The following is a 26,675-nucleotide window of genomic DNA, read 5'->3' on the forward strand; positions in this document are numbered from 1 at the left end:
CTCCCATGTCTGAAATGACCCCACGCGAAATTGTCAGCGAACTGAACAAACACATTATCGGCCAGGATAACGCCAAGCGTTCCGTGGCTATCGCTCTGCGTAACCGCTGGCGTCGTATGCAGCTTGACGAAGAGCTGCGCCACGAAGTGACGCCGAAAAACATTCTGATGATCGGCCCGACCGGCGTCGGTAAAACCGAAATCGCCCGTCGTCTGGCGAAGCTGGCTAACGCGCCGTTCATCAAAGTTGAAGCCACCAAGTTCACCGAAGTGGGCTATGTGGGTAAAGAAGTGGACTCCATCATCCGCGATCTGACCGACTCGGCGATCAAAATGGTGCGCGTCCAGGCGATCGAGAAAAACCGCTACCGCGCGGAAGAGATGGCCGAAGAGCGCATTCTCGACGTGCTGATCCCACCGGCAAAAAACAACTGGGGCCAGGCAGAGCAGCAGGCGGAACCTTCTGCGGCGCGTCAGGCGTTCCGCAAGAAGCTGCGTGAAGGCCAGCTGGACGACAAAGAGATTGAGATCGATCTCGCTGCCGCGCCAATGGGTGTGGAAATCATGGCGCCTCCGGGCATGGAAGAGATGACCAGCCAGCTGCAGTCCATGTTCCAGAACCTGGGCGGCCAGAAGCAAAAAACGCGTAAGCTGAAAATCAAAGACGCGATGAAGCTGCTGATTGAAGAAGAAGCGGCGAAGCTGGTAAACCCGGAAGAGCTGAAGCAGGACGCTATCGACGCGGTTGAGCAGCACGGTATCGTGTTTATCGACGAAATCGACAAAATTTGTAAGCGCGGCGGCAACAGCTCCGGCCCGGACGTGTCCCGCGAAGGCGTTCAGCGCGACCTGCTGCCGCTGGTCGAAGGCTGCACCGTCTCCACCAAGCACGGCATGGTGAAAACGGACCACATCCTGTTTATCGCATCAGGTGCCTTCCAGGTTGCCAGCCCGTCGGATCTGATCCCCGAACTGCAGGGGCGTCTGCCGATTCGCGTTGAGCTGCAGGCGCTGACCACCGAAGATTTCGAACGTATCCTGACCGAGCCAAACGCCTCTGCTACCGTACAGTACAAAGCGCTGATGGCGACCGAAGGCGTGAACCTCGAGTTCACCGAAGACGGCATCAAGCGTATTGCCCAGGCCGCATGGCAGGTCAACGAAACCACCGAGAACATCGGTGCGCGTCGCCTGCATACTGTGCTGGAACGCCTCGTGGAAGATATCTCTTACGACGCGAGCGACCTTAACGGTCAAACCGTTACCATTGACGCAGAATATGTGAGTAAACATCTGGATGCATTAGTGGCAGATGAAGATCTGAGCCGTTTTATCCTATAATCGCGGTTACTGGATTCTCATCACGTTTAATGGGGGCTAATGCCCCCATTTTTATTGGCTAAATACTTATGACTGACATCAGCCGTACTCAGGCGTGGCTCGAAAGTCTGCGCCCTAAAACACTTCCTCTGGCCTTCGCCGCGATTATCGTCGGCACCGCCCTTGCCTGGTGGCAGGGTTATTTTGATCCGCTGGTCGCCGCGCTGGCACTGATTACCGCGGGCCTGCTGCAAATCCTCTCCAATCTCGCCAACGACTACGGCGACGCGGTAAAAGGCAGCGACAAGCCGGACCGCATAGGGCCGCTGCGCGGAATGCAGAAAGGGGTGATTACCCAGGCGCAGATGAAACGCGCGCTGATTATCACCGTGGCGCTGATCTGCGTATCCGGCCTGGGGCTGGTGACGGTGGCATCTAAGACCACCAGCGATTTTATTGGCTTCCTGGTGCTGGGTTTACTGGCCATTATCGCGGCCATCACCTACACCGTCGGCACGCGTCCTTACGGTTATATTGGACTCGGGGATATCTCCGTACTGGTGTTCTTCGGCTGGCTGAGCGTGATGGGAAGCTGGTACCTGCAGGCGCATACGGTGATCCCTGCCCTGTTCCTGCCCGCGACCGCCTGCGGTCTGCTGGCGACGGCGGTGCTCAACATCAATAACCTGCGCGACATCGACAGCGATCGCGAGAACGGCAAAAACACCCTGGCGGTTCGTCTGGGGCCGGTCAATGCGCGCCGCTATCACGCCTGCCTGCTCATTGGCGCGCTGGTTTGCCTGGCGCTGTTTAACCTGATTTCCTTGCAGAGCCTGTGGGGCTGGCTGTTTGTGCTTGCCGCGCCGCTGCTCATTAAGCAGGCCCGCTTTGTGATGCGTGAACTCAGTCCGTCCGCCATGCCGCCGATGCTGGAGCGCACGGTAAAAGGCGCGTTGCTGACTAACCTGTTGTTCGTCATCGGGATTGTGTTAAGCCAGACGCTCAGTTAGCTGACAAATATCAATTAACAATTGATGATTTTGCCAACAACGCATTTCGCACGATATACTGAACACATTCGCAGCAACTGAGCGTTAAACCTATGAAATACGATACCTCCGAGCTTTGTGACATCTACCAGGAAGATGTCAACGTCGTTGAACCGCTGTTCTCCAACTTTGGTGGGAGGTCGTCGTTTGGCGGTCAAATCGTCACGGTGAAATGTTTCGAGGACAACGGGTTGCTGTACGATCTGCTCGAACAGAATGGCCGCGGTCGCGTTCTGGTGGTCGACGGCGGCGGTTCCGTGCGCCGTGCGTTAATTGATGCTGAACTGGCTGGCATTGCCGTGCAGAACGAGTGGGAAGGCCTTGTAGTGTACGGTTCCGTGCGCCAGGTGGACGATCTGGAAGACCTGGATATCGGGATTCAGGCCATCGCGGCCATACCGGTAGGGGCAGCGGGTGACGGCATCGGCGAAAGCGACGTGCGCGTCAATTTCGGCGGCGTGACCTTCTTCTCCGGGGACCATCTCTACGCCGATAATACCGGCATTATCCTGTCCGAAGACCCGCTGGATATCGAGTAGTTAAAAGTCAGCGAGAACCATAAAAAAACCGCCAACAGCAATGTGGCGGTTTTTTTGTCACTCGGGATTAGCGGTCCGTTAGGAAGATCAGACCTCTTCCATACGTCCCAGCAGCGCCTGCAGGCGATCCTGCCAGCCGTTCTGCTGTTCGCGCAGCTGGTTATTTTCGCGCTCCAGTTCTTCGCGGCCGTGCTGAGCGTTCTGAACTTCCTGCGCCAGGCTGTTGTTCTTCTCTTTCAGCTCTTCAATTTCCATCTGCAGCAGGGTGATGGTGTCAATCGCCTGCTGTACTTTCGATTCCAGTTTCTCAAACACTTCTAAAGACATGATGCTACCTCTCCTGAATTGCAAGGCGACGCTTTAACATAAACGCGCACGACATATACCGTCGATTGTATGGAGCGCGGCGCTCTGTGTCCAGCGACACACCGCGCAGATCGCGGTTTGCAACACTTTTAGGTCTGGTCCTGGTGTGTTCGCGTCATATACCCCTAAATTGTTAACTCATTCGTTAATGAAATGATTCAGCTCACATTCCTGTACTGATGCAAAAATGTGCTTTATGGCGCGAAAACGCTCATTTTATTGACACAGACCACACATTTTGATTTCGATATTTCTCGTTTTTGCTCGTTAACGATAAATTAACACTATGTCTACAGGGCATCGTGGCTGTCACGGGCGGCCATGCTAACAATAAACATCAATTTCTTCAGGATTCCGATTATGAGTCAGACATCAACCTTAAAAGGCCAGTGCATTGCCGAGTTCCTTGGTACCGGGTTGTTGATATTCTTCGGAGTGGGCTGTGTCGCTGCACTGAAAGTGGCGGGTGCCAGTTTTGGTCAGTGGGAAATCAGTATCATCTGGGGTCTGGGCGTGGCGATGGCCATCTACCTGACTGCAGGAGTTTCCGGTGCACATCTTAACCCGGCTGTGACCATCGCGCTGTGGCTGTTCGCGTGCTTCGATGGACGCAAAGTTGTTCCTTTCATCATTTCTCAGTTTGCCGGCGCCTTTTGCGCAGCGGCGCTAGTTTACGGGCTTTATTACAATCTTTTCATCGACTTCGAACAGACGCATCATATGGTACGCGGCAGCGTCGAAAGTCTGGATCTGGCTGGCATCTTCTCAACCTATCCGAACCCGCATATCAATTTTGTGCAGGCGTTCGCAGTTGAAATGGTGATTACCGCTATTCTGATGGGCGTCATTATGGCGCTGGGCGATGACGGCAACGGCATTCCGCGCGGCCCGCTGGCCCCGCTGCTGATTGGCCTGCTGATTGCGGTTATCGGCGCATCAATGGGTCCACTGACCGGCTTCGCGATGAACCCGGCGCGTGATATCGGGCCAAAAACCTTCGCCTTCTTCGCTGGATGGGGCGACGTCGCCTTCACCGGTGGCAAAGACATTCCTTACTTCCTGGTTCCGCTGTTCGGGCCAATCGTAGGGGCGGCGCTGGGTGCATTCGGCTATCGCAAATTAATTGGTCGCCACTTACCGTGCGACACCTGTGTGGAAGAGGAGAAGGAAACGACTTCTACCGCACAACAAAAAGCTTCGCTGTAATCTGACTACGGGACACATACCATGACCGAAAAAAAATATATCGTTGCGCTCGACCAGGGCACTACCAGCTCCCGCGCTGTCGTAATGGATCATGACGCGAACATCGTCAGCGTGTCACAGCGCGAATTTGAGCAAATTTATCCTCGTCCAGGCTGGGTAGAACACGACCCGATGGAGATTTGGGCGTCACAAAGCTCCACGCTGGTCGAAGTGCTGGCAAAAGCCGACATCAGCTCCGACGAGATTGCCGCCATCGGTATCACCAACCAGCGTGAAACCACCGTGGTCTGGGAACGCGAAACCGGTAAGCCCATTTACAACGCTATCGTCTGGCAGTGCCGCCGTACATCCGAGATCTGCGAACAGCTGAAGCGCGACGGTATGGAAGAGTACGTGCGCAGCGCCACCGGTCTGGTGGTTGACCCGTATTTCTCCGGCACCAAAGTGAAATGGATCCTCGACCACGTGGAAGGTTCACGCGAGCGTGCTAAACGCGGCGAGCTGCTGTTCGGTACCGTTGATACCTGGCTTATCTGGAAGATGACCCAGGGACGCGTTCACGTCACCGACTACACCAACGCCTCGCGTACCATGCTGTTCAACATCAACACCCTGGAGTGGGATGACAAGATGCTGGACGCGCTGGACATTCCGCGCGCGATGCTGCCTGAAGTGCGTAAGTCTTCAGAAGTGTACGGCCAGACCAACATCGGCGGTAAGGGCGGCACCCGTATTCCTATCGCCGGTATCGCCGGTGACCAGCAGGCAGCGCTGTTCGGCCAGCTGTGCGTCAAGGAAGGGATGGCGAAGAACACCTACGGCACCGGCTGCTTTATGCTGATGAACACCGGCGAGAAAGCGGTGAAATCAGAAAACGGCCTGCTGACCACCATCGCCTGCGGCCCGCGCGGCGAAGTGAACTATGCGCTGGAAGGTGCGGTGTTCATGGCCGGTGCGTCTATCCAGTGGCTGCGCGACGAGATGAAGCTCATCAGCGATGCGTTCGATTCCGAGTACTTCGCGACCAAAGTGAAAGACACCAACGGCGTGTACGTGGTGCCTGCGTTCACCGGTCTGGGCGCGCCGTACTGGGATCCGTATGCACGCGGCGCAATTTTCGGCCTGACGCGTGGTGTGAACTCTAACCACATCATTCGCGCCACCCTGGAATCCATCGCCTACCAGACGCGCGACGTGCTGGAAGCGATGCAAGCTGACTCCGGTATTCGTCTGCACGCCCTGCGCGTGGACGGCGGTGCGGTAGCGAATAACTTCCTGATGCAGTTCCAGTCCGACATTCTGGGCACCCGCGTGGAGCGTCCTGAAGTGCGTGAAGTGACGGCGCTGGGTGCGGCATACCTTGCCGGTCTGGCGGTTGGCTTCTGGCAGAACCTGGACGAGCTGCAGGAAAAAGCGGTTATCGAACGCGAATTCCGCCCGGGCATCGAAACCACCGAGCGTAACTTCCGCTACAGCGGCTGGAAAAAAGCGGTGAAACGCGCCCTGGCGTGGGAAGAGCACGACGAGTAAGCCTCCCAAAGGGGAGAGGGGACTTAAAACCCCCCCTCCCCACTCTGTGATAAACTTCGTGCAATTCCTTTTGATTGTACGAGTACCTCATGAAACGTGAACTTGCTATCGAGTTTTCCCGCGTCACCGAAGCGGCCGCCCTCGCAGGCTATAAATGGCTGGGTCGTGGCGATAAAAATACCGCAGACGGCGCTGCCGTCCATGCCATGCGCATTGTGCTTAACCAGGTCAACATTGACGGCACCATCGTGATCGGCGAAGGCGAGATCGACGAAGCGCCGATGCTCTATATTGGTGAAAAAGTCGGTACCGGCAAAGGCGATGCCGTGGATATCGCGGTCGATCCGATCGAAGGCACCCGCATGACGGCAATGGGTCAGGCCAATGCGTTAGCGGTGCTGGCCGTGGGCGATAAGGGCTGCTTCCTCAACGCGCCGGACATGTATATGGAAAAGCTGATTGTCGGTCCGGGCGCAAAAGGCGCAATCGACCTTAGCCTGCCGCTGGAAGAGAACCTGCACAACATCGCCAAAGCCCTGGGCAAACCCCTTAGCGAACTCACCGTCACCATTCTGGCGAAACCGCGCCACGACGCCACTATCGCGCAGATGCAAAAGCTCGGCGTACGCGTGTTTGCTATCCCTGACGGTGACGTTGCCGCCTCGATCCTGACCTGCATGCCGGACAGCGAAGTCGACGTGCTGTACGGCATCGGCGGCGCGCCGGAAGGTGTGGTCTCTGCGGCAGTGATCCGCGCGCTGGATGGCGATATGCAGGCCCGTCTGCTGCCCCGCCATGAGGTGAAAGGCGACAGCGAAGAGAACCGCCGTATCGGGGAAAACGAGCTGGCGCGCTGCGAAGCGATGGGCATCGAGGCCAATAAAGTGCTGGCCCTGGACGAGATGGCGCGTAGCGATAACGTTGTCTTCTCGGCGACCGGCATCACCAAAGGCGATCTGCTGGACGGCATCACCCGCAAGGGTAATATGGCCACCACTGAAACGCTGCTGATCCGCGGTAAATCACGCACCATTCGCCGCATCCAGTCTATCCACTATCTCGACCGCAAAGACCCGGACGTGCAGACGCACATTCTGTAAAACCGTTTGATCGATAGAGCTTTCCGGCCCTGACGGGCTGGAAATTGTCACCACAAGTACGGAAGATAGAACAGAGAAACAGCACAGGAGAAGATCATGGCGGACTGGGTAACAGGTAAAGTCACAAAGGTACAGTTCTGGACCGATGCGCTATTTAGTCTCACCGTACATGCTCCCGTTCACCCGTTTAAAGCCGGGCAATTTGCGAAGCTGGGGCTGGATGTCGACGGCGAGCGCGTGCAGCGCGCCTACTCTTACGTTAACGCGCCTGATAACCCGGATCTCGAGTTCTATCTGGTCACCGTTCCCGACGGTAAGCTCAGCCCGCGCCTTGCCGCCCTTAAGCCCGGCGACGAGGTGCAAATTGTGAGTGAAGCGGCAGGCTTCTTTATGCTCGAGGAGATCCCTGATTGTGACACGCTCTGGATGCTGGCAACCGGTACGGCCATCGGCCCTTATCTCTCTATTTTGCAGTACGGCAAAGATCTGGAGCGCTTTAAAAACATCGTGCTGGTACACGCTGCGCGCTACGCTGCAGACCTGAGCTATCTGCCGCAAATGCAGGCGCTGGAACAGCAGTACGGCGGAAAGTTAAAGATTCAGACGGTGGTCAGCCGCGAAACCGTAGCAGGAGCGCTTACCGGCCGCGTGCCGGCGCTAATTGAGAGTGGAGCTCTGGAAGACGCGGTGGGTCTGCCGCTAAACGCTGAAACCAGCCACGTCATGCTGTGTGGCAACCCGCAGATGGTGCGGGACACGCAGCAGCTTCTGAAGGATACCCGGCAGATGACGAAACATCTTCGCCGCCGACCGGGCCATATGACCGCCGAACACTACTGGTGATCAGCGGTATTTCACCTCAACGGTGTCTTTACCGTATTTGTTTTCGCTCTGGGTGCCGATAAACGCGCCCAGATCGACAATCATCATCACGAAGATGACCGACGGCAGCAGCCTGCCCACGACCCACGGCAGGATGGACGGCAGCATCGCCCAGTTTCCGGCCACCAGCATCCAGGCCAGAATAATCAGAAATGCCCACGCGCCGGAACGTCCGCGATCGTGCAGCCGTTTTACGACAACCGCCGCCGTTGGCCATAGCAGGCAGACCAGCGCGAAGGCCGCCGTTTGCGTGCTCAGCCAGGCGTTGTAAGCAACGAAAAACAGAAGCAGCATGGCGACAACCCACGTCACCATCCAGATCCAGAAATCACGGCGTCCAATACGCCCTTTGAATGAAAACAGCCACTGCTGTATGGTCATGTAAGGTTCCTTATTATCGTATAGCGCGCATTTTACCCTGGAGTTGTGACCTTTTGACAAGCCGACCAGATATCGTTTTAATCATGAGCACTTACGGCCAGGGGCAATGTTGATGAAAAGTTCGGCACGTTCTCTTTTCCTGTGTTTAGCGCTGCTCAGCGCGGGTTATCCCCTGCACGCCGCCGAAACCACAGCCCCGACCACAGCACCGTATCTTCTGGCGGGCGCGCCGTCGTTCGATCAGTCCATCAGCCAGTTTCGTGAAACCTTCAATCAGACCAACCCCTCGCTGCCGCTGGATGAGTTTCGCGCCATTGATGGCTCACGCGATACCCCCACGCTGACCCGTGCGGCAAGCAAGATTAACGAGAATTTGTATGCTTCCACGGCGCTGGAGCGCGGTACGTTAAAAATCAAAAGCATGCAAATCACCTGGCTGCCGATACAAGGGCCGGAGCAGAAAGCCGCTAAGGCGAAAGCGCTGGAGTACATGAGCGCGGTATTGCAGGCCTTTACCCCTGCGCTGACGAAAAAGCAAAGCCAGCAAAAGCTGCAAAAACTGCTGGCCGCGGGTAAAAACAAGCGTTACTACACCGATACCGAAGGCGCGATCCGCTATGTTGTGGCGGACAACGGCGAAAAAGGACTGACCTTCGCTGTTGAACCGATTAAGCTGGCACTATCTGACACCCTCGGCGGGGCGAATTAATGACAAAAAGCAAAGCCTTTCGAGGGAAAATCTCTATACTGATTCACAGACCATGCTGCCCGACAGGGTGGCCATATTCCTTAATTCGCTTATTGAGCGTGGAGAATTGAAATGCGACATCCTTTAGTGATGGGTAACTGGAAACTGAACGGCAGCCGCCACATGGTAAACGAGCTGGTTGCGAACCTGCGTAAAGAGCTGGCTGGCGTGACGGGCTGCGCGGTTGCTATCGCTCCGCCGGATATGTATCTGGATCTGACTAAACACGCCGCTGACGGCAGCCACATCATTCTGGGCGCGCAGAACGTTGACGTTAACCTGTCTGGCGCGTTCACCGGTGAAACCTCCGCTGAAATGCTGAAAGATATTGGCGCGAAATACATCATCATTGGCCACTCAGAGCGTCGCACCTATCACAAAGAATCCGATGAGTTCATCGCGAAGAAATTCGCCGTGCTGAAAGAGCAGGGTCTGATCCCGGTGCTGTGCATCGGTGAAACCGAAGCGGAAAACGAAGCGGGCAAAACCGAAGAAGTGTGTGCACGTCAGATCGACGCAGTGCTGAAAACCCAGGGCGCGGCAGCGTTCGAAGGCGCGGTAATCGCATACGAGCCAGTCTGGGCGATCGGTACCGGCAAATCTGCAACCCCTGCCCAGGCTCAGGCGGTTCACAAATTCATTCGTGACCACATTGCTAAAGCCGACGCGAAGGTCGCTGAGCAAGTGATTATCCAGTACGGCGGTTCCGTAAACGCTTCCAACGCTGCTGAGCTGTTCACCCAGCCAGACATCGATGGCGCGCTGGTTGGCGGTGCATCCCTGAAAGCTGACGCTTTCGCAGTGATCGTTAAGGCAGCAGAAGCGGCTAAACAGGCGTAATTGCCTTTGTGGCGGGTGGTGCTTGCGCTTACCCGCCCTACAAAACCCTACAACCTGCCTAACACGCTAAACCACAGATAATTCAGCGGCAGCAGCACCAGATACGTTGCAATGGCCAGCGCCAGACAGAGCATCATCCCCGCCCTTGCAGGCACCTTTCCTAACCCCATCGCCACCACAATCGGCGACGCCTGATACGGCAGCAGCGGCGTGGAATAGCCCAGCACCTGAATCATGATTACCGACAGCAGCGGGAAACCGGTCGCGTCCGAGAAGCTCTGCGCCAGCGTGGTGTACAGCGCCGGAACGCCGTTGGCGGTCATAATGAAGTTGAGCGCCGTGGTAATACCGGTCAGCGCCAGGAAACTGGTGAACGGTCTGTCTGCATCCAGCGGCATAATGCGAAGCAACGCCTCGCCAACAGCCGTTCCGATACCGGTTTGCGTCACGACGATTGCCAGACCGAGAATACCCGCGACGTAAATACAGGTACGCATATTCACTCCCGCAGAAAACTCTTCCCCGGTAATGAAACCAATGCGCGGCAGCATAACGATGATCGACGCCGCCAGCCCCGTCCACGCCGGCCCCACGCCGTGCCAGCTCTCCGTGACCCACATACCCAACACCACAGCCAGCAGCCAGGCGAGACGCTTTTCATCTCGCCCCATCGGCTCAGACGGCGCCTGTTCCTTCGACGGTTTTGGGCTACCGGGAAATAGCCAGCAGATGAGGCCAATCAAAATCAGGCCTTTGAGAATGCCCAGCACCGGCGTGTGCAGCAGCAGATACGGGACATAGTTCAGATGGATGCCGTACGAGCCTTCTGCCGCACCGCTCATCACCAGATTAGGGACGTTTGCAGGCAGGATAGTCGCCGACAGCTGGAAAGTCCCAAACCCCACCGCCAGCGCAAGCCCGAACCAGGCGCGGGAGCCGTCGGCGATACCGGCGCGTTTTGCCATCGCCGCGACAATCGGCATCAGCAGCGCAATACGTCCCATGTTCGACGGCATCACAAACGCCAGCGCGTAGCTCAGCAGCACCACGCTCGCCACCATCAACACCCAGGAGTCGGTGAGCTTTGCCGACAGCGCCCGGGCGGCCCTGTCCGCCAGTCCGGTTTTACGGATCGCCACGCCGAGCACAAAGCCGCTGAATACCAGCCAGAAAGCCGACGAGGCAAAACCGCCGAAGATGACCTCCGGCGGGGCGATCTTCGCAGTCATTGCCGCCGTGAAGAACAGCAGCGCGGTGATGAATTCCGGCAATAGCGACGTCGCCCACAGCACGATGGTGACGCCAACGATCAGTGAGGGCAGCAGCAGAGGATACGTTAACCAGAGCGACATACCTGTCTCCTGTAGAATTTTTCAGCAAGTCTACGGTGACAGGTAGCCCGAGTAAACGCGATTTATGGTGGGGTTACTTCAGGATAGCGCATTGATGATCCTGCAGTTCCTCAGCGGACGCGCGGTTAAGCGTGAGCAGGTTACGCTCGGTCGCCAGCAAAACAAAAGAGCCATCCGACTGCTGCGCCATCGCCAGCGCGAAGCGCCCCATATGGTCGCGCGCTTCCGGCAGCTCTTCCGCCAGCATCATAAACGGGCTGCGCTGGACCAGTTCATTCTCGGTCACGCGGCGAGCAAGATACTCATGTCCTTCTAGTCCCCCGGGCAGAGGCAGCCACTGGGTGCTGATTTCTCCCTGTGCCGCGTTGAGCTTCTCGCGCACGTCCGGGCGCAGGCAGGAGATATGAATATGAAAATGGTTCTGGGTGCGGCCAGTCGGCGAGTTAATCGTCAACGAAATAGCGCTGTCAGGCACCTCGGAGCCACGCTTGAGGGTCATAAAGCTGCGCGACTGCCACGCCAGCCAGAAAAAGTTCGGCGTATGCGCTTCGGTCAGCAGCGGGCTCTCGGTGCCGTTGATGCGGTAGGTTGGCATCAGCAGGTATTGCAGCGGCCCGTTGCGATCTTTAAATACCACATAGCCTGCATCCGTTTTCACCTGCGCACAGGGTGCCGGGTTACGATTCTGGATCTGATTCGGCACGCACTGGTCGAGAACGATATGTCGCAACGCATTCGGATTACCCGCCTTCATCCAGTACACGCCGCCAGCGGCAAGGGCGATGACAATGAGGATCAAAAAGATAATTTTTTTCACAACGCGTTCCCTGTTTTCAATAGAGGCAAAAGAGTAACGCAAAATGATGACCAAATAAAAAACCCGGCGGATTTCTCACGCCGGGTCACCGTGTCATTGGCTAATGGTTAGCGCTGGCTGATTTGGTCGAAAGTGCCACCGTTAGAGAAGTGCTCTTTCTGCGCTTTGGTCCAACCGCCGAACTCGTCATCAATGGTGAAGAGTTTCAGTTTAGGGAATACGCTTTCGTATTTCTTCGCAACGGCCGGATCGCGTGGACGATAGAAGTTTTTCGCCGCAATTTCCTGGCCTTCTGGCGAGTACAGATACTTCAGATAGGCTTCCGCCACCGCTTTGGTGTCTTTCTTCTCAACCACTTTATCGACCACTGAAACGGTCGGCTCAGCCAGAATCGATTCGCTCGGGGTCACGATCTCGAATTTGTCTTTACCCAGCTCGTTGGTGGCCAGCAGGGCTTCATTTTCCCAGGCAATCAGCACGTCGCCAATCCCGCGCTCGACGAAGGTGTTGGTGGCGCCACGCGCGCCGGAGTCTAGCACTTCAACGTTTTTATACAGCGCTTTCACGAATTCCTGCGCTTTGGCCTGATCGTTATTGTTGTGATGCAGCGCGTAGCCCCATGCGCCCAGGTAGTTCCAGCGAGCGCCGCCGGAGCTTTTCGGGTTCGGGGTAATGACAGAAACGCCCGGTTTGATCAGATCGTTCCAGTCTTTAATTTGTTTCGGGTTTCCTTTACGCACCAGGAAGACGATGGTCGAGGTGTAGGGTGCGGAGTTATCCGGCAGGCGTTTGATCCAGTTTTTGTCGATGCGGCCACGCTCGGCGATCGCGTCAACATCGTAGGCCAGCGCCAGGGTCACCACGTCGGCTTCAATACCGTTTATCACGGACGTCGCCTGCTTGCCGGAGCCGCCATGCGACTGGCGAACCACCACGTTGTCGCCGGTTTCCTGCTTCCAGTGTGCCGCAAACGCTTTGTTGTATTGCTCGTACAGTTCACGCGTCGGGTCGTATGACACGTTCAGTAACTGGATATCCTTAGCCAGAACGCTGGTCGATGCCAGCAAAAATGTTAAACCCACGCCCCATTTATTCATCGCCCAGCTCTCTTGTGTAGTGTTTTGATGAATGCAGCGTGCCAGAAAGCGATTCGAGGATTAAAGAATAAAAAAAGATTGGCTATAACGTAGAGGAATAATGGCCCTCTTCGCGAAAGAAGAGGGCCAGGAGAATCAGTACAGCTTTTTCGCGCAGTCCAGCCAGTCACCTTTGAACGGACGCTTCATGTTTTCAATGGCGTCGATGATGTCGTGGTGAACCAGTTTTTCGTTCTGAATACCGACGCAGCGGCCGCCGTGGCCCTGAAGCAGCAGATCGATCGCGTACGCGCCCATACGGGACGCCAGAATACGGTCGTAAGGGCCAGGGGAGCCGCCGCGCTGGATGTGACCCAGTACGGTCGCGCGGGTTTCGCGTTTGGTTTCGGCTTCGATGTACTTCGCCAGCTCGTCAACGTCACAGATATGCTCGGTGATAGCCACGATCGCGTGTTTTTTACCCTTCGCGATGCCCGCTTTGATTTCAGCCACCAGATCTTCACGGCTAAATTCGACTTCTGGCACGACGATAAATTCGCAACCGCCCGCAATGGCTGCCGCCAGCGTCAGGTCGCCACAGTAACGGCCCATCACTTCAACGATAGAGATACGCTGGTGAGAAGAAGAGGTGTCACGCAGACGGTCAATCGCTTCAACAACGGTACCCAGCGCAGTAAAGAAGCCGATAGTGTAGTCAGTACCTTTGATGTCGTTGTCGATGGTGCCCGGCAGACCGATGCACGGGAAGCCCATTTCGGTCAGACGTTTTGCACCCATGTAGGAGCCGTCACCACCGATAACCACCAGGGCGTCCAGGCCGCGTTTCTTCATGTTTTCGATAGCCACTTCACGAACGTGTTCATCACGGAATTCCGGGAAGCGCGCGGAACCGAGGAAAGTACCGCCACGGTTGATCATGTCAGACACGCTGTAACGGTCGAGCTGAACCATACGATCTTCATACAGGCCCAGATAACCGTCATAAACGCCAAAAACTTCCAGGCCTTCCGTCAGCGCTGCACGGACAACACCACGAATTGCCGCGTTCATGCCCGGCGCATCACCGCCGCTTGTCAACACACCGATTTTCTTAATCATGACTACCTCTGAACTTAGGAATGCAAAATTGAAATCTGTTGCCGGAAGAAACTTATCGACCAACGAATACTGCAAATAGTATATCAATCCCTTCCAGCTGAATTGATTCAGGTCAGACCAAACGGCGGTAATTTATACACAAAATGCTGGCCTGGCTCACTTTTTTACAACGAATTACGAAAGCCCAACATGACCGGGTACAACCGAGCAGGGATCCTGGTGAATGATGACGTCTGACCCAGGAAAACGCTGCAAAATCGCCTGCTCGACCTGCTCAGCAATAACGTGAGCCTGAACCAGTGGCAGGTTGTCTTCCATTTCAATATGAATCTGAATAAAGCGGGTCGGCCCTGACTGCCGCGTTCGAAGATCGTGTGCACCGCTGACGCCGGGCCAGGAGGTCACGATAGAAAAAATTTCATTACGTTCTGAGTCCGGGAGGGCGCGGTCAAGCAGTGATTGCACCGCTTCATACCCCATCCGCAGGGCGCTATATAAAATATAGATACCAATCCCTAACGCAAATAACGCATCGGCGCGATGCCAGCCATACCAGGCCAGACCGAGCGCAATAAGAATAGCCCCATTCATCATAACATCAGATTGATAATGAAGCATATCCGCCCGTACAGCCTGACTTTGCGTTTTGCGAACAACCCAACGCTGGAACGTTACCAGAACAAGTGTGCATATAAGCGCAACGATCGTCACAATCACGCCCACGCCGGGATCGTTCATCGGCGTCGGCGAAACGAGATGCTGAATCCCGGTTAAAAACAGGAACAGCGCAGAGCCGGAAATGAACATACTTTGCGCCAGCGCGGCCAGCGACTCCGCTTTGCCGTGCCCAAATGTATGCTCTTCATCCGCTGGTTGTAGCGAGTAACGCACCACCAGCAGGTTGGTCAACGAGGCGGCAATGTCCATCAGCGAGTCCACCAGCGCCGCCAGAATACTGACCGAGCCGGTATACCACCAGGCAAAGATTTTAATCAGTAACAGGCTGGAGGCCATGACGGTCGCCGCAATGGCGGCCCGGCTTACCAGTCTTCCATAGGATTGATTCATAAACGCTCCTGTCATGTCATGCCGCTATTATAACGGAAGCATGGGGAGTCTAAGGATGAATAAACGGTTAACAGGGCGGATGCGAGGCAAAAAAAACCCCCACATCATGTGGGGGAAGACAGGGATGGTGTCTATGGCAAGGAAAACAGGGTTTACTGGTTACTACGGGTACTGCTATTGCTACTGAAAAACGACGTTTCTGAGCTTCGCTGCATCCGTGCAACCTCACGCAGCTGGTCCATTCGCTGCTGATGTTTAGTGTTCAAAACCGCTTGCTGCTCGGGCGTTAGCAGATGGAACATCTGGTTGCGGACCTTCGCCATCTCTACCTGGCGGGCAACTTGTTCCTGTGCCATTTTTTCGGCCTGAGCGCGTACAGCGCTTTCGTCAAAATTTTCTGCGGTGACAAGGCGATGCATTGTCTCCATTTCGCTAACATTAACAGGGGGCTGGTCGTGTCGTGCCCTCTGCATCAGATCTCGCATCTGTTGACGCTGATGTTCGGTTAAACTTATGCCGTCAAACATATGGCTTTGGCTGCTGTTCTGCGTTGCACCCTCTTGTAAGGGACTGTTATCGCTGATGATAGCTTCAGCAGCCTGGCTAAACGCACTGAACGCCAGCGTTGAGGCCATGACGGCAGCGGTAACTTTGCGCATCACTTGCTCCCAAAATCTTTCGTGTCGCGATTCAACGAGAGACAGTCTACGATTCAGGCTGCAAACATGCGTCAGGGGGTGTAAAACAACGTAAAGTCATGGATTAGATAGCCTTGATGTCGTAATTTCTGCCTCGGAGGTATTTAAACAATGAATAAAATCCTGTTAGTTGATGATGACCGAGAGCTCACATCCCTTTTAAAGGAGTTGCTCGACATGGAAGGTTTCAACGTCCTGGTTGCCCATGATGGCGAGCAGGCGCTGAGTCTCCTTGACGACAGCATCGATTTACTTTTGCTCGACGTGATGATGCCGAAGAAAAACGGTATTGATACGTTGAAAGAGCTTCGCCAGACACACCAGACTCCTGTAATCATGCTGACCGCGCGCGGCAGCGAACTTGACCGCGTACTCGGCCTTGAGCTGGGCGCGGATGACTATTTACCGAAGCCGTTTAACGACCGTGAACTGGTTGCCCGTATTCGCGCTATCCTGCGCCGTTCGCACTGGAGCGAGCAGCAGCAAAATACCGACAACAGCTCACCCACCCTTGAAGTCGACTCCCTGAGCCTGAACCCGGGCCGTCAGGAAGCAAGCTTTGATGGCCAGACGCTGGAACTGACCGGCACGGAGTTCACCCTGCTGTATCTGCTGGCGCAGCACCTCGGCCAGGTGGTTTCGCGTGAACATCTAAGCCAGGAAGTGCTGGGCAAACGCCTCACCCCGTTTGACCGCGCCATCGACATGCACATCTCTAACCTGCGCCGTAAGCTGCCGGAGCGTAAAGACGGTCATCCATGGTTTAAAACCCTGCGTGGTCGCGGTTATCTGATGGTTTCCGCTTCATGATAGGAAGCTTAACCGCCCGCATCTTCGCCATCTTCTGGCTGACGCTGGCACTGGTTTTAATGCTCGTTTTGATGTTGCCAAAACTCGACTCACGCCAGATGACGGAGCTTCTCGACAGCGAGCAACGTCAGGGCGTGATGATCGAGCAGCACGTGGAAGCCGAGCTGGCAAACGATCCGCCGAACGATTTAATGTGGTGGCGCAGGCTGTTTCGCGCTATCGACAAGTGGGCGCCGCCCGGACAACGCCTGCTGCTGGTAACCAGCGAAGGCCGCGTGATTGGGGCCGATCGCAATGAAATGCAGATTATCCGCAACTTCATTGGCCAGGCGGATAACGCCGATCATCCCCAGAAGAAAAAATATGGCCGCGTAGAGATGGTGGGGCCTTTCTCCGTCAGGGACGGAGAGGATAATTATCAGCTCTACCTGATCCGTCCGGCGAGCAACTCCCAGTCTGATTTTATCAACCTGCTGTTTGACCGCCCTCTCCTGCTGCTGATTGTCACCATGCTGGTCAGCTCACCGCTGCTGTTATGGCTGGCGTGGAGTCTGGCAAAACCGGCGCGTAAGCTGAAGAATGCCGCCGATGAGGTGGCGCAGGGTAACCTGCGACAACACCCTGAACTGGAAGCCGGGCCGCAGGAGTTCCTTGCCGCCGGAACCAGTTTTAACCAGATGGTGAGCGCCCTCGATCGCATGATGACCGCGCAGCAACGTCTGCTGTCGGATATCTCGCACGAGCTGCGTACCCCGCTTACGCGCTTGCAGCTTGGCACCGCGCTGCTGCGTCGCCGCAGCGGTGAGAGCAAAGAGCTGGAGCGTATTGAAACGGAAGCGCATCGTCTGGACAGCATGATCAACGACCTGCTGGTCATGTCGCGCAATCAGCAGAAAAACGCGCTGGTCAGCGAAACGGTGAAAGCCAATCACCTCTGGCACGAGGTGCTGGACAACGCGGCGTTCGAAGCGGAACAGATGGGTAAATCCTTCACCGTCAACTTCCCGCCGGGCCCGTGGCCGCTGTACGGTAACCCCAACACGCTGGAAAGCGCGCTGGAGAACATCGTGCGTAACGCTCTTCGCTACTCGCATACGAAGATTGAGGTGGCGTTCTCGGTGGATAAAGACGGGATTACCGTCATTGTCGATGACGACGGTCCTGGCGTGAGCCCGGAAGACCGCGAGCAGATTTTCCGTCCGTTCTACCGTACCGACGAAGCGCGCGACCGGGAATCGGGCGGTACGGGGCTGGGGCTGGCGATTGTTGAAACCGCCATGCAGCAGCACCGCGGCTGGGTGAAAGCCGATGACAGTCCGCTGGGTGGACTACGGTTAACGCTGTGGCTACCGTTGTATAAGCGTTCGTAGCTTTTAGTGCCGGGTGGCGGCTTCGCCTTACCCGGCCTACTTTCCTGGAAGACTATTTCCCCCACAATCTCCGCGAATTATCCTCGATCTTATTGCTTAAACGCCGTTTCTGCATCGTTCTTGTCCAGCTGGTTGATAGCCCCGCCGCCGACAGCAGGCGGTGATACTGCTCGTCGTCAAACGGCGTATGCCAGGCAATGGCGCAGGCGTCATAAACGGACACATCGCTCAGGCGCGACGCCAGTTCAAGCGGTGCGTCCGCTGAAACCTGCCCAGCCAGCACCACGCGATACAGCCAGCCGGTTTTACCCGCTTTTTGCAGCTGGGCCGACATATCCTGAATACCGAAGTGGTAGTTGAGCTTAAAGCACGGCGAGCGTGGCTGCGTCACCTGAATCAGGGCATCGCCCCAGCGGTAGATATCACCGATAAACACGTTCTTTTCGGTGAGCCCTTCGGTGGAAAGATTTTCGCCAAACGCGGGGGCGACGAAGAGATCCGCCTGCTCGGGAAACTCGGTTTTCCAGTGCTGATAGTGTTCACGCGGGTAGTGGCACAGCGCGCGCTCGGGCCCGCCGTGGATTTTCTTTTCGGCCTGCTCGTCACCCGCAAGCCCGAGGTCGGTTAACGTCAGCTCACCGTCGACCTGAATTTTGGCGATGGCACTCGGGCGGCTGCCGTCGTACTCCCTTACCTTGCCTGTAAACACGTTCACCGGATAATGCATTGCTGCCTCCATTACGCAGATACAAAAAAAGCGAGTCATAAGACTCGCTTCTCACAGGCGTCAATGCAACCTTATTTTTTAGCGGCGAAACGCGCTGCTGCTTCGTCCCAGTTCACCACGTCCCAGAACGCTTTGATGTAGTCCGGGCGACGGTTCTGGAATTTCAGGTAGTAAGCGTGTTCCCACACGTCCAGACCCAGGATTGGAAAGCCGGATGCGCCAGAAATTGCTTCACCCATCAGCGGGGAGTCCTGGTTAGCAGTAGACACTACCGCCAGCTTGTCGCCTTTCAGAACCAGCCACGCCCAGCCAGAGCCGAAACGGGTTGCAGCGGCTTTTTCGAATTCCGCTTTGAAGTTGTCAACGGAGCCGAAGTCGCGCTCGATAGCCGCTTTCAGGTCGCCCTGCAGGGTGGTACCGGTCTTAAGGCCTTTCCAGAACAGGCTGTGGTTAGCGTGGCCGCCAGCGTTGTTACGCAGAACGGTTTTCTTGTCCGCTGGCAGCTGGTCCAGCTTGGTGATCAGCTCTTCAGCAGACAGGTTAGCGAACTCTGGCAGGCTTTCCAGCGCGGCGTTCGCATTGTTCACATAGGTCTGGTGGTGTTTAGTGTGATGGATTTCCATCGTCTGCTTGTCGAAATGCGGTTCCAGTGCGTCGTAGGCATACGGCAGGGATGGCAGTGTATAACTCATAATCCTCTCCATTATTGTCGGGCGGCACAGCTGTTAATGCCGCGTAAGCAGTTGGTTCATTATAGTTAATTAAATGATATTGAAAATGATTATCAATGCCGTAGTTTTTATAAGGTTATTTGTTTTTTGCCTTATCACAAAATTGTGAGTCTGCTCACCCGGTTAACGTGCTGATTGCCATCCAAAACAAAATTGCGGCAACCGTCTGAAGGTTCCTGAACTGCTTAATTTTTACACTCATCAAGCCGGGGGGAAGCCACCGGCTATAAAAACGATGAGGACGTAAAAATGAATCATGCGATTACGATGGGTATCTTCTGGCATTTGATAGGCGCGGCCAGCGCAGCCTGTTTCTATGCCCCGTTTAAAAAGGTGAAAGGGTGGTCGTGGGAAACCATGTGGTCAGTTGGCGGTACCGTGTCCTGGCTGATTTTGCCGTGGACCATTAGCGCCATTCTGCTTCCGGATTTCTGGGGCTACTTTACTTCCTTCAGTGCCTCCACCCTGCTGCCGGTGTTTCTGTTCGGTGCGATGTGGGGCATCGGCAACATCAATTACGGCCTGACCATGCGCTACCTCGGGATGTCGATGGGTATTGGTATCGCAATTGGCATTACGCTCATCGTCGGCACGCTGATGACGCCCATTCTTAACGGCAATGTCGACGTGTTGCTCAACACCAAAGGCGGGCAAATGACGCTGCTTGGCGTGCTTGTCGCGGTGATAGGCGTGGGTATCGTCACCCGCGCGGGGCAGTTGAAAGAGCGCAAGATGGGCATCAAAGCCGAAGACTTTAACCTGAAGAAGGGGCTGCTGCTGGCAGTGATGTGCGGCATCTTCTCGGCGGGCATGTCGTTCGCCATGAACGCCGCAAAACCCATGCACGAAGCGGCCGCCGCGCTGGGCGTCGACCCGCTGTACGTGGCGCTGCCAAGCTACGTGGTGATCATGGGCGGCGGCGCGTTGGTAAACCTCGGCTTCTGCTTCATTCGTCTGGCAAAAGTGAAGGATTTGTCGGTAAAAGCCGATTTCTCACTGGCAAAATCCTTAATCATCACCAATGTGCTGCTATCGATGCTGGGCGGCCTCATGTGGTATCTGCAGTTCTTTTTCTACGCCTGGGGCCACGCCAGCATTCCACCGCAGTACGATTACATAAGCTGGATGCTGCACATGAGCTTCTACGTGCTGTGTGGCGGACTGGTTGGGCTGGTACTGAAGGAGTGGAATAACGCCGGGCGTCGTCCGGTGGGCGTGCTGAGCCTGGGCTGCGTGGTGATTATTATCGCGGCCAATATCGTGGGCCTCGGCATGGCGAACTGATTACGCTGCCTTTCGACTGCGATGACGCCACTGAACCGGCGTCATCCCCACCTCGCGGTTAAACACCACCGAAAAGTAATTACTGTCCTCAAATCCGCTGCGCATCGCCACTTCACTGACCATCAGCTCGGTATGCTGCAACAGGTACTGGGCGTGGCAGATGCGCAGCTGGCGCAGGTAGTGGTTCACCGTCATCCCCGTCTGGGTGCGGAACTGCTGGCGCAGCGCGCGCTCGCTGCACTGCTCCTGCTCGCAAAACGTTTCCAGCACGAAACTTTTGTTCAGGCTGCCCGCAAGCCGGGCAATCAGCTTGTCCAGCAGCGCTTCCTGGACGGTTGCGGAGGGGTTATCGGTCGCGTAACGATGACGTTTGAGGGTCATCACCAGCTGGGCGAACAGCAGTTCCGCCATCGGATTTGCCACGGGATCGTGCTTCTGACTCTCCTGCTCCAGCTGGGCGATCGTCTGGCGCACCTGAGTCATGCCGTTGCTGCTTAAGCGCCAGTGGGGTTCGCCTCTGGCATTGAGAAAACCGGGGATATGGGCCGGCCAGTCGACATTCAGTTTAAGCCTGTCCGGGCAGTAGATAACGTTCTGCAACACCAGATCGTTAACCGAGGCGTAAGCGTGTTTGTCTTCGGCGCGGATGTAAAACAGATCGCCACGCGTGATGCGGTAAGGCCGGTCGTTGAGGATGTGTAAGCCGTTGCCGCGCCATACCAGCACCAGCTCGCAAAACTCGTGGGTATGCTCGGCAAAGACATTTTGCGGGTAGCGGTCGGCCACCGCGACGGCCTGACTCGCGGAGGCAAAAAAATCATCTTTGCGAAGAATTAACTGAGCGGCCACACCACCACCTCTACGGTGAATAACCGGATATTATTAGCCTTTTTGCGGCAATAAAACGGTGATTGCATTCGCGTTACTGGAGTGAAGCATCCTTTCCCTGACGGATATCGCGCGGCGACCAGCTAAATTCCCGGCGAAACAGCGTTGAAAAGTGATTGCTGTCGCTAAAACCACAGCAGTAGGCAATATCCGTGACGCTTTCGTCGGTGTGACGTAAAAGATGACGCGCTTTGATCAGGCGCAGACGGTTAAGGTAGCGCTGCGGCGTCAGCCCGGTGTGCTGCTTAAGCTGGCGATGCAGGGTGCGCAGGGACAGTGAAAAATCATCCGCCAGCGTCTCCCAGCAGACATCCTCGGTGAAATGATCTTCCAGCCAGGCCATCAGATGGTTCAGGCGCGCGTCGTTATTTTCCAGCCCTTCCACAAGGCTGCTGCGACGCAGCAGCACCAGCAGTTGCATAAACAGCAGCTCTCGGGAGGCAATAGCATACGTCTCCTGCCCGCCCTCGCTCTGCTCCAGTTGATTCACCAGCTGGCGCACCTGCTGCAACGTGGACTGATTGACCCGCCAGTGAGACGGGTAGTGTCCATCCTGCTCCTGGGGCAGTAGCTTGTTCAACCCCGACAGAAACTGGAACGCGTCCGGCGAACGATAGAGCACGTTGGTCAGGCACAGGTTGTCGGTATGTTCATACAAATGCCTGTCGTGATCGCGCACGAAGCACACCATACCGCCGCTGATGGTGTAGGGCTGGCCGTTGAAGACATGAATACCCGTTCCATGCTCGACAATCACAATTTCATGAAAATCATGATGATGTTCAGGAAACGCAGCCTGCGGGAGCCGGGGCTCTATCGCAACCGGAGACGTTCCCGACGGGAAAAAATCGACGCTGTGCAATACGGTCATAACGGCCCCCACCAATGAGGAAAGTTCTCGAATAGTAATTAAGGCCTTCCGCACTCACCTTAAATTTTTGACAGCAAACGGCGCAAAAGCCGTCAGTTTTTCAAGAAACAGACGGAAAAATCGGGAAATGCGGTCAGCGTCACATTGCCCGAAAACCCTGCCATAACAGGAAATTGTGAACTTCCTCACGATCATCTTTGCTTTCTTGCCAGCGCGAGATTCGTGCTGTCAGTGACGAGAAGGTGGTCTTTTCGTCCCTTTTTTACACTCAGCACCAATGACTTAAGAAGGGACCTGACCATGACTTTTCGCCATTGTGTGGCTGTCGATTTAGGCGCATCCAGCGGCCGCGTAATGCTCGCCACCTGGGACTGCGATCGGCGCACGCTTACGCTTCGCGAAATGCACCGTTTCGCCAACTGCCTGCAAAAACAGGACGGTTTTGATACCTGGGATATTGATGCCCTGGAAGCGGAGATCCGCACCGGGCTAAACAACGTCTGCAATGACGGCATTCGCATCGACAGCATCGGCATCGATACCTGGGGCGTGGACTACGTTCTGCTCGACAGCCGCGGCGAACGCGTCGGCCTGCCCGTCTCGTATCGCGACAGTCGCACCGACGGGCTGATGGCACACGCCATCGCACAGCTTGGCATGGACAACATCTATGGCCGCAGCGGTATTCAGTTTCTGCCGTTTAACACGCTGTTTCAGCTGCGCGCGCTGGTTGAGCAGCAGCCGGAGCTGGTCAAAAAGGTGACGCACGCGTTACTCATTCCGGACTACTTAAGCTATCGGCTGACCGGCAACATGAACTGGGAATACACCAACGCCACCACCACGCAGCTGGTCAACATCAACACCGATAGCTGGGATGAAACCCTGCTGACCTGGACGGGCGCCTCGCCCTCCTGGTTCGGCACGCCAACGCACCCCGGAAATGTGATAGGTCGGTGGATTTGCCCGCAGGGGAATGAAATCCCCGTCGTTGCCGTCGCCAGTCACGATACCGCCAGCGCAGTAATTGCATCCCCGCTGGCCAGTAAAGACGCGGCCTACCTCTCGTCCGGCACCTGGTCGCTGATGGGTTTTGAGAGCAAAACGCCGTACACCAGCGACGCCGCGATGGCGGCCAACATCACTAACGAAGGCGGTGCCGAAGGGCGCTACCGCGTTCTGAAGAACATCATGGGCCTGTGGCTGCTCCAGCGAATGCTGAAAGAGCAGCACATTACCGACCTGCCCGCGCTTATCGCAGAAACCGAAAAGCTGAAGGCCTGTACGTTCCTGATTAACCCGAACGACGACCGCTTTATTAACCCGGTGCATATGAGCGTCGAAATCCAGTCCGCCTGTTTCGAAGCCGGGCAGCCGGTGCCTTCCCGTCCTGCCGAGCTGGCGCGCTGTATTTTTGACAGCCTCGCCCTTCTCTACGCGGATGTACTGAGCGAGCTGGTCGACCTGCGAGGCGCACCGTTCAGCCAGTTGCATATCGTGGGCGGAGGCTGCCAGAACCAACTGCTGAACCAGATCTGCGCCGATGCCTGCGGCATCACCGTGGTGGCGGGGCCGGTGGAGGCTTCGACGCTCGGCAACATCGGTATTCAGCTGATGACCCTGGACGAACTTTCTGATGTCGATGAATTCCGTTCGGTGGTCACCGCGAATACCCGCCTGACAACCTTCACCCCCAATCCCTGCCATGAAATAGCCCGCTACCGGGCGCAGTTTCAGCAAAAACGACTGACTAAGGAGCTTTGCGCATGACCACTCAATTAGAACAAGCCTGGGAGCTGGCTAAACAGCGTTTCGCCGCCGTCGGCGTGGATGTCGAAACGGCGCTGCGCCAGCTCGACCGTCTGCCAGTGTCTATGCATTGCTGGCAGGGTGATGACGTCGCCGGCTTCGAGAACCCGGGCGGTTCTCTGACGGGGGGTATTCAGGCGACGGGTAACTACCCGGGCAAAGCGCGCAACGCCACCGAACTGCGTGCAGACCTGGAGCTGGCGCTGAGCCTGATCCCGGGGCCAAAACGCCTGAACCTGCATGCGATTTATCTGGAGTCCGACGCACCGGTAGCGCGTAACGAGATCAAACCGGAACACTTTAAAAACTGGGTGGCGTGGGCGAAAACCAACAAGCTTGGTCTGGACTTTAACCCGTCCTGCTTCTCGCACCCGCTGAGCGCCGACGGTTTTACCCTCGCGCACGCCAACGACAAAATCCGCCAGTTCTGGATCGACCACGTGAAGGCCAGCCGCCGCGTTTCGGCGTATTTCGGCGAGCAGCTCGGCACGCCGTCAGTAATGAACATCTGGATCCCGGACGGCATGAAAGACATCACCGTCGACCGCCTGGCCCCGCGTCAGCGCCTGCTGGCCGCGCTGGATGAGGCCATCAGCGAGAAGCTGGACCCGGCGCACCACATCGACGCCGTGGAGAGCAAGCTGTTCGGCATTGGCGCCGAAAGCTACACCGTCGGCTCGAACGAGTTCTACATGGGGTACGCCACCAGCCGCCAGACCGCGCTGTGCCTGGATGCCGGTCACTTCCATCCGACCGAGGCGATCTCCGACAAAATCTCCGCTGCCATGCTCTACGTGCCGCGCCTGCTGCTGCACGTCAGCCGCCCGGTGCGCTGGGACAGCGACCACGTGGTGCTGCTGGATGACGAAACCCAGGCGATTGCCAGCGAAATTATCCGTCACGACCTGTTCGACCGCGTGCACATTGGCCTCGACTTCTTCGATGCCTCCATCAACCGCATCGCGGCGTGGGTTATTGGCACCCGCAATATGAAAAAAGCCCTGCTGCGCGCGCTGCTGGAGCCAACCGCAGTGCTGAAACAGCTGGAAGAAAACGGCGACTACACCGCGCGCCTGGCGCTGCTGGAAGAGCAGAAATCCCTGCCGTGGCAGGCCGTTTGGGAGATGTACTGCCAGCGTAACGACGCTCCGGCAGGCAGCCAGTGGCTGGAAAACGTGCGCGCGTACGAGAAAAACGTGTTGAGCAAGCGCGTGTAATTTTGCCCTCACCGCGATAACTGGAAAATAAAGACTATGCAGACTATCACCCACTCCTGGTTCGTCCAGGGCATGATCAAAGCCACCTCCGACGCCTGGCTGAAAGGCTGGGACGAGCGCAACGGCGGCAACCTGACGCTGCGTCTGGACGACGCGGATATCGCGCCTTACAGCGGGGATTTTCACCAGAAGCCACGCTATATTGCCCTGAGCCAGCCCATGCCGATGCTGGCCAACACGCCGTTTATCGTTACCGGTTCCGGCAAGTTCTTCCGCAACGTTCAGCTTGATCCACAGGCCAACCTCGGCGTGGTGAAAGTGGATAGCGACGGTGCGGGCTACCACATTCTGTGGGGTCTGACCGATGAGGCGGTACCCACGTCTGAACTGCCGGCGCACTTTCTCTCCCACTGCGAGCGCATCAGGGCGACTAACGGCAAAGATCGCGCGATCATGCACTGCCACGCCACCAACCTGATCGCCCTGACCTATGTGCTGGAAAACAGCGCCGATTTCATCACCCGCAAGCTGTGGGAAGGCAGCACCGAGTGTCTGGTGGTGTTCCCGGATGGCGTGGGCATTCTGCCGTGGATGGTGCCGGGTACCGACGAAATTGGCCAGGCAACCGCCAGAGATATGCAAAAACATTCGCTGGTGCTGTGGCCGTTCCACGGCGTGTTCGGCAGCGGTCCGACGCTGGATGAAACTTTCGGTCTGATCGACACCGCCGAGAAATCGGCTGAAGTGCTGGTGAAGGTTTATTCCATGGGAGGAATGAAGCAGACCATTACCCGCGAAGAGCTTATTGCGCTCGGCAAGCGCTTCGGCGTGACCCCGCTACGGTCAGCGCTGGAAATCTATGCATAAACCCTCGCTGA

The 26,675-nt window shown here is 56.3% G+C and carries 27 protein-coding genes; 15 read left to right on the top strand and 12 right to left on the bottom strand.

Annotation, left to right across the window (positions count from 1 at the left end; translation table 11 throughout):
- Nucleotides 1-5 precede the first annotated feature (5 nt).
- The 3 genes from hslU (at nt 6) to rraA (ending at nt 2,907) form a co-directional block, all read left to right on the top strand.
- Complete coding sequence (gene hslU / locus F0320_RS21185; RefSeq protein ID WP_008501803.1) at nt 6-1,340, top strand: HslU--HslV peptidase ATPase subunit; 1,335 nt, start codon at nt 6-8, stop codon at nt 1,338-1,340.
- A 68-nt stretch (nt 1,341-1,408) separates the two neighbouring features.
- Entirely contained in the window at nt 1,409-2,329 is a 921-nt protein-coding gene (menA, locus tag F0320_RS21190; RefSeq protein WP_126331007.1) for a 1,4-dihydroxy-2-naphthoate polyprenyltransferase, read from the top strand.
- 92 nt (nt 2,330-2,421) lie between these two features.
- A complete protein-coding gene (gene rraA / locus F0320_RS21195; RefSeq protein ID WP_023309687.1) occupies nt 2,422-2,907 on the top strand; it encodes a ribonuclease E activity regulator RraA in 486 nt (161 codons plus the stop codon).
- Nucleotides 2,908-2,994: 87 nt separating this feature from the next.
- On the opposite strand, the gene zapB is transcribed toward rraA, so the two are convergent.
- On the bottom strand, nt 2,995-3,234 hold the full coding sequence (zapB, locus tag F0320_RS21200) for a septal ring assembly protein ZapB (protein ID WP_010436935.1): 240 nt from the start codon (nt 3,232-3,234) through the stop codon (nt 2,995-2,997).
- Nucleotides 3,235-3,633: 399 nt separating this feature from the next.
- Between zapB and F0320_RS21205 the strand changes: the two genes are divergently transcribed.
- The 4 genes from F0320_RS21205 (at nt 3,634) to fpr (ending at nt 7,952) form a co-directional block, all read left to right on the top strand.
- Nucleotides 3,634-4,479 carry an MIP/aquaporin family protein gene (locus tag F0320_RS21205; RefSeq protein WP_126331005.1) on the top strand — a complete coding sequence of 282 codons (846 nt, stop codon included), beginning with the start codon at nt 3,634-3,636 and terminating at the stop codon, nt 4,477-4,479.
- 21 nt (nt 4,480-4,500) lie between these two features.
- Nucleotides 4,501-6,009 (top strand): glycerol kinase GlpK, encoded by a 1,509-nt coding sequence (glpK, locus tag F0320_RS21210; protein ID WP_023333857.1) that lies wholly within the window; start codon nt 4,501-4,503, stop codon nt 6,007-6,009.
- Nucleotides 6,010-6,098: 89 nt separating this feature from the next.
- Nucleotides 6,099-7,109, top strand: coding sequence for a class II fructose-bisphosphatase (gene glpX / locus F0320_RS21215; protein WP_032662725.1), 1,011 nt, complete (start codon nt 6,099-6,101; stop codon nt 7,107-7,109).
- Between the two features lie 96 nt (nt 7,110-7,205).
- Nucleotides 7,206-7,952: a ferredoxin--NADP(+) reductase gene (gene fpr, locus F0320_RS21220; RefSeq protein WP_126331003.1), complete on the top strand. Its 747-nt coding sequence runs from the start codon at nt 7,206-7,208 to the stop codon at nt 7,950-7,952.
- Here fpr and F0320_RS21225 read toward each other — a convergent pair whose 3' ends face one another.
- Nucleotides 7,953-8,372, bottom strand: coding sequence for a DUF805 domain-containing protein (locus F0320_RS21225; protein ID WP_023293600.1), 420 nt, complete (start codon nt 8,370-8,372; stop codon nt 7,953-7,955).
- A gap of 112 nt (nt 8,373-8,484) precedes the next feature.
- Between F0320_RS21225 and F0320_RS21230 the strand changes: the two genes are divergently transcribed.
- Both F0320_RS21230 and tpiA read left to right on the top strand, forming a co-directional pair.
- On the top strand, nt 8,485-9,081 hold the full coding sequence (locus F0320_RS21230) for a DUF1454 family protein (RefSeq protein WP_126331001.1): 597 nt from the start codon (nt 8,485-8,487) through the stop codon (nt 9,079-9,081).
- Between the two features lie 111 nt (nt 9,082-9,192).
- Nucleotides 9,193-9,960 (top strand): triose-phosphate isomerase, encoded by a 768-nt coding sequence (tpiA, locus tag F0320_RS21235; RefSeq protein WP_025202753.1) that lies wholly within the window; start codon nt 9,193-9,195, stop codon nt 9,958-9,960.
- A gap of 47 nt (nt 9,961-10,007) precedes the next feature.
- On the opposite strand, the gene F0320_RS21240 is transcribed toward tpiA, so the two are convergent.
- The 6 genes from F0320_RS21240 to cpxP form a co-directional block, all read right to left on the bottom strand.
- Nucleotides 10,008-11,312, bottom strand: a complete 1,305-nt coding sequence (locus F0320_RS21240) for an SLC13 family permease (protein WP_126330999.1) — start codon at nt 11,310-11,312, stop codon at nt 10,008-10,010.
- A gap of 73 nt (nt 11,313-11,385) precedes the next feature.
- The gene (locus tag F0320_RS21245) at nt 11,386-12,129 is read right to left on the bottom strand and encodes a CDP-diacylglycerol diphosphatase (RefSeq protein ID WP_047653010.1); all 744 of its coding nucleotides are present in this window, start codon (nt 12,127-12,129) and stop codon (nt 11,386-11,388) included.
- A gap of 107 nt (nt 12,130-12,236) precedes the next feature.
- Nucleotides 12,237-13,226 carry a sulfate ABC transporter substrate-binding protein gene (locus F0320_RS21250; protein WP_047653008.1) on the bottom strand — a complete coding sequence of 330 codons (990 nt, stop codon included), beginning with the start codon at nt 13,224-13,226 and terminating at the stop codon, nt 12,237-12,239.
- A gap of 135 nt (nt 13,227-13,361) precedes the next feature.
- Nucleotides 13,362-14,324, bottom strand: coding sequence for a 6-phosphofructokinase (pfkA, locus tag F0320_RS21255; RefSeq protein WP_023309696.1), 963 nt, complete (start codon nt 14,322-14,324; stop codon nt 13,362-13,364).
- Nucleotides 14,325-14,498: 174 nt separating this feature from the next.
- Nucleotides 14,499-15,392, bottom strand: a complete 894-nt coding sequence (gene fieF, locus F0320_RS21260) for a CDF family cation-efflux transporter FieF (RefSeq protein ID WP_047653007.1) — start codon at nt 15,390-15,392, stop codon at nt 14,499-14,501.
- 152 nt (nt 15,393-15,544) lie between these two features.
- Nucleotides 15,545-16,051, bottom strand: coding sequence for a cell-envelope stress modulator CpxP (gene cpxP / locus F0320_RS21265; RefSeq protein ID WP_023309730.1), 507 nt, complete (start codon nt 16,049-16,051; stop codon nt 15,545-15,547).
- Nucleotides 16,052-16,201: 150 nt separating this feature from the next.
- On the opposite strand from cpxP, the gene cpxR reads away from it, so the two are divergent.
- Together cpxR and cpxA are read left to right on the top strand one after the other, a co-directional pair.
- A complete protein-coding gene (gene cpxR / locus F0320_RS21270) occupies nt 16,202-16,900 on the top strand; it encodes an envelope stress response regulator transcription factor CpxR (RefSeq protein WP_006179159.1) in 699 nt (232 codons plus the stop codon).
- On the top strand, nt 16,897-18,270 hold the full coding sequence (gene cpxA / locus F0320_RS21275; protein ID WP_023309731.1) for an envelope stress sensor histidine kinase CpxA: 1,374 nt from the start codon (nt 16,897-16,899) through the stop codon (nt 18,268-18,270). Before cpxR ends, cpxA begins: the two co-directional genes overlap by 4 nt.
- Before the next feature lie 52 nt (nt 18,271-18,322).
- Here the strand turns inward: cpxA and yiiM are convergent, their stop codons facing one another.
- Entirely contained in the window at nt 18,323-18,997 is a 675-nt protein-coding gene (yiiM, locus tag F0320_RS21280; RefSeq protein ID WP_126330997.1) for a 6-hydroxyaminopurine reductase, read from the bottom strand.
- Between the two features lie 71 nt (nt 18,998-19,068).
- Nucleotides 19,069-19,689 carry a superoxide dismutase [Mn] gene (gene sodA / locus F0320_RS21285; protein WP_004203668.1) on the bottom strand — a complete coding sequence of 207 codons (621 nt, stop codon included), beginning with the start codon at nt 19,687-19,689 and terminating at the stop codon, nt 19,069-19,071.
- 288 nt (nt 19,690-19,977) lie between these two features.
- On the opposite strand from sodA, the gene rhaT reads away from it, so the two are divergent.
- Nucleotides 19,978-21,012: an L-rhamnose/proton symporter RhaT gene (gene rhaT, locus F0320_RS21290; protein WP_047653003.1), complete on the top strand. Its 1,035-nt coding sequence runs from the start codon at nt 19,978-19,980 to the stop codon at nt 21,010-21,012.
- On the opposite strand, the gene rhaR is transcribed toward rhaT, so the two are convergent.
- Nucleotides 21,013-21,861 carry an HTH-type transcriptional activator RhaR gene (rhaR, locus tag F0320_RS21295; RefSeq protein ID WP_126330995.1) on the bottom strand — a complete coding sequence of 283 codons (849 nt, stop codon included), beginning with the start codon at nt 21,859-21,861 and terminating at the stop codon, nt 21,013-21,015. It lies immediately after the preceding gene.
- Between the two features lie 73 nt (nt 21,862-21,934).
- Nucleotides 21,935-22,771: an HTH-type transcriptional activator RhaS gene (gene rhaS, locus F0320_RS21300; protein WP_126330993.1), complete on the bottom strand. Its 837-nt coding sequence runs from the start codon at nt 22,769-22,771 to the stop codon at nt 21,935-21,937.
- Nucleotides 22,772-23,071: 300 nt separating this feature from the next.
- Here rhaS and rhaB point away from each other — a divergent pair, with 300 nt between their 5' ends.
- The 3 genes from rhaB to rhaD are packed head-to-tail and all read left to right on the top strand — an operon-like array spanning nt 23,072 to nt 26,664.
- Complete coding sequence (gene rhaB / locus F0320_RS21305; RefSeq protein WP_126330991.1) at nt 23,072-24,541, top strand: rhamnulokinase; 1,470 nt, start codon at nt 23,072-23,074, stop codon at nt 24,539-24,541.
- Nucleotides 24,538-25,797: an L-rhamnose isomerase gene (rhaA, locus tag F0320_RS21310; protein ID WP_126330988.1), complete on the top strand. Its 1,260-nt coding sequence runs from the start codon at nt 24,538-24,540 to the stop codon at nt 25,795-25,797. The genes rhaB and rhaA overlap by 4 nt, the downstream gene beginning before the upstream one ends.
- A 36-nt stretch (nt 25,798-25,833) precedes the next feature.
- Complete coding sequence (gene rhaD / locus F0320_RS21315; protein WP_126330987.1) at nt 25,834-26,664, top strand: rhamnulose-1-phosphate aldolase; 831 nt, start codon at nt 25,834-25,836, stop codon at nt 26,662-26,664.
- Nucleotides 26,665-26,675: the final 11 nt, after the last annotated feature.

This window comes from Enterobacter dykesii (assembly GCF_008364625.2).
GTDB classification, from domain to species: domain Bacteria; phylum Pseudomonadota; class Gammaproteobacteria; order Enterobacterales; family Enterobacteriaceae; genus Enterobacter; species Enterobacter dykesii.

Excerpts from the sequence above, each read along its gene's own strand:
- hslU (WP_008501803.1), top strand. The coding sequence starts at position 6 with ATGTCTGAAATGACCCCACGCGAAATTGTCAGCGAACTGAACAAACAC.
- menA (WP_126331007.1), top strand. The coding sequence starts at position 1,409 with ATGACTGACATCAGCCGTACTCAGGCGTGGCTCGAAAGTCTGCGCCCT.
- rraA (WP_023309687.1), top strand. The coding sequence starts at position 2,422 with ATGAAATACGATACCTCCGAGCTTTGTGACATCTACCAGGAAGATGTC.
- zapB (WP_010436935.1), bottom strand. The coding sequence starts at position 3,234 with ATGTCTTTAGAAGTGTTTGAGAAACTGGAATCGAAAGTACAGCAGGCG.
- F0320_RS21205 (WP_126331005.1), top strand. The coding sequence starts at position 3,634 with ATGAGTCAGACATCAACCTTAAAAGGCCAGTGCATTGCCGAGTTCCTT.
- glpK (WP_023333857.1), top strand. The coding sequence starts at position 4,501 with ATGACCGAAAAAAAATATATCGTTGCGCTCGACCAGGGCACTACCAGC.
- glpX (WP_032662725.1), top strand. The coding sequence starts at position 6,099 with ATGAAACGTGAACTTGCTATCGAGTTTTCCCGCGTCACCGAAGCGGCC.
- fpr (WP_126331003.1), top strand. The coding sequence starts at position 7,206 with ATGGCGGACTGGGTAACAGGTAAAGTCACAAAGGTACAGTTCTGGACC.
- F0320_RS21225 (WP_023293600.1), bottom strand. The coding sequence starts at position 8,372 with ATGACCATACAGCAGTGGCTGTTTTCATTCAAAGGGCGTATTGGACGC.
- F0320_RS21230 (WP_126331001.1), top strand. The coding sequence starts at position 8,485 with ATGAAAAGTTCGGCACGTTCTCTTTTCCTGTGTTTAGCGCTGCTCAGC.
- tpiA (WP_025202753.1), top strand. The coding sequence starts at position 9,193 with ATGCGACATCCTTTAGTGATGGGTAACTGGAAACTGAACGGCAGCCGC.
- F0320_RS21240 (WP_126330999.1), bottom strand. The coding sequence starts at position 11,312 with ATGTCGCTCTGGTTAACGTATCCTCTGCTGCTGCCCTCACTGATCGTT.
- F0320_RS21250 (WP_047653008.1), bottom strand. The coding sequence starts at position 13,226 with ATGAATAAATGGGGCGTGGGTTTAACATTTTTGCTGGCATCGACCAGC.
- pfkA (WP_023309696.1), bottom strand. The coding sequence starts at position 14,324 with ATGATTAAGAAAATCGGTGTGTTGACAAGCGGCGGTGATGCGCCGGGC.
- fieF (WP_047653007.1), bottom strand. The coding sequence starts at position 15,392 with ATGAATCAATCCTATGGAAGACTGGTAAGCCGGGCCGCCATTGCGGCG.
- cpxP (WP_023309730.1), bottom strand. The coding sequence starts at position 16,051 with ATGCGCAAAGTTACCGCTGCCGTCATGGCCTCAACGCTGGCGTTCAGT.
- cpxR (WP_006179159.1), top strand. The coding sequence starts at position 16,202 with ATGAATAAAATCCTGTTAGTTGATGATGACCGAGAGCTCACATCCCTT.
- cpxA (WP_023309731.1), top strand. The coding sequence starts at position 16,897 with ATGATAGGAAGCTTAACCGCCCGCATCTTCGCCATCTTCTGGCTGACG.
- yiiM (WP_126330997.1), bottom strand. The coding sequence starts at position 18,997 with ATGCATTATCCGGTGAACGTGTTTACAGGCAAGGTAAGGGAGTACGAC.
- sodA (WP_004203668.1), bottom strand. The coding sequence starts at position 19,689 with ATGAGTTATACACTGCCATCCCTGCCGTATGCCTACGACGCACTGGAA.
- rhaT (WP_047653003.1), top strand. The coding sequence starts at position 19,978 with ATGAATCATGCGATTACGATGGGTATCTTCTGGCATTTGATAGGCGCG.
- rhaS (WP_126330993.1), bottom strand. The coding sequence starts at position 22,771 with ATGACCGTATTGCACAGCGTCGATTTTTTCCCGTCGGGAACGTCTCCG.
- rhaB (WP_126330991.1), top strand. The coding sequence starts at position 23,072 with ATGACTTTTCGCCATTGTGTGGCTGTCGATTTAGGCGCATCCAGCGGC.
- rhaA (WP_126330988.1), top strand. The coding sequence starts at position 24,538 with ATGACCACTCAATTAGAACAAGCCTGGGAGCTGGCTAAACAGCGTTTC.
- rhaD (WP_126330987.1), top strand. The coding sequence starts at position 25,834 with ATGCAGACTATCACCCACTCCTGGTTCGTCCAGGGCATGATCAAAGCC.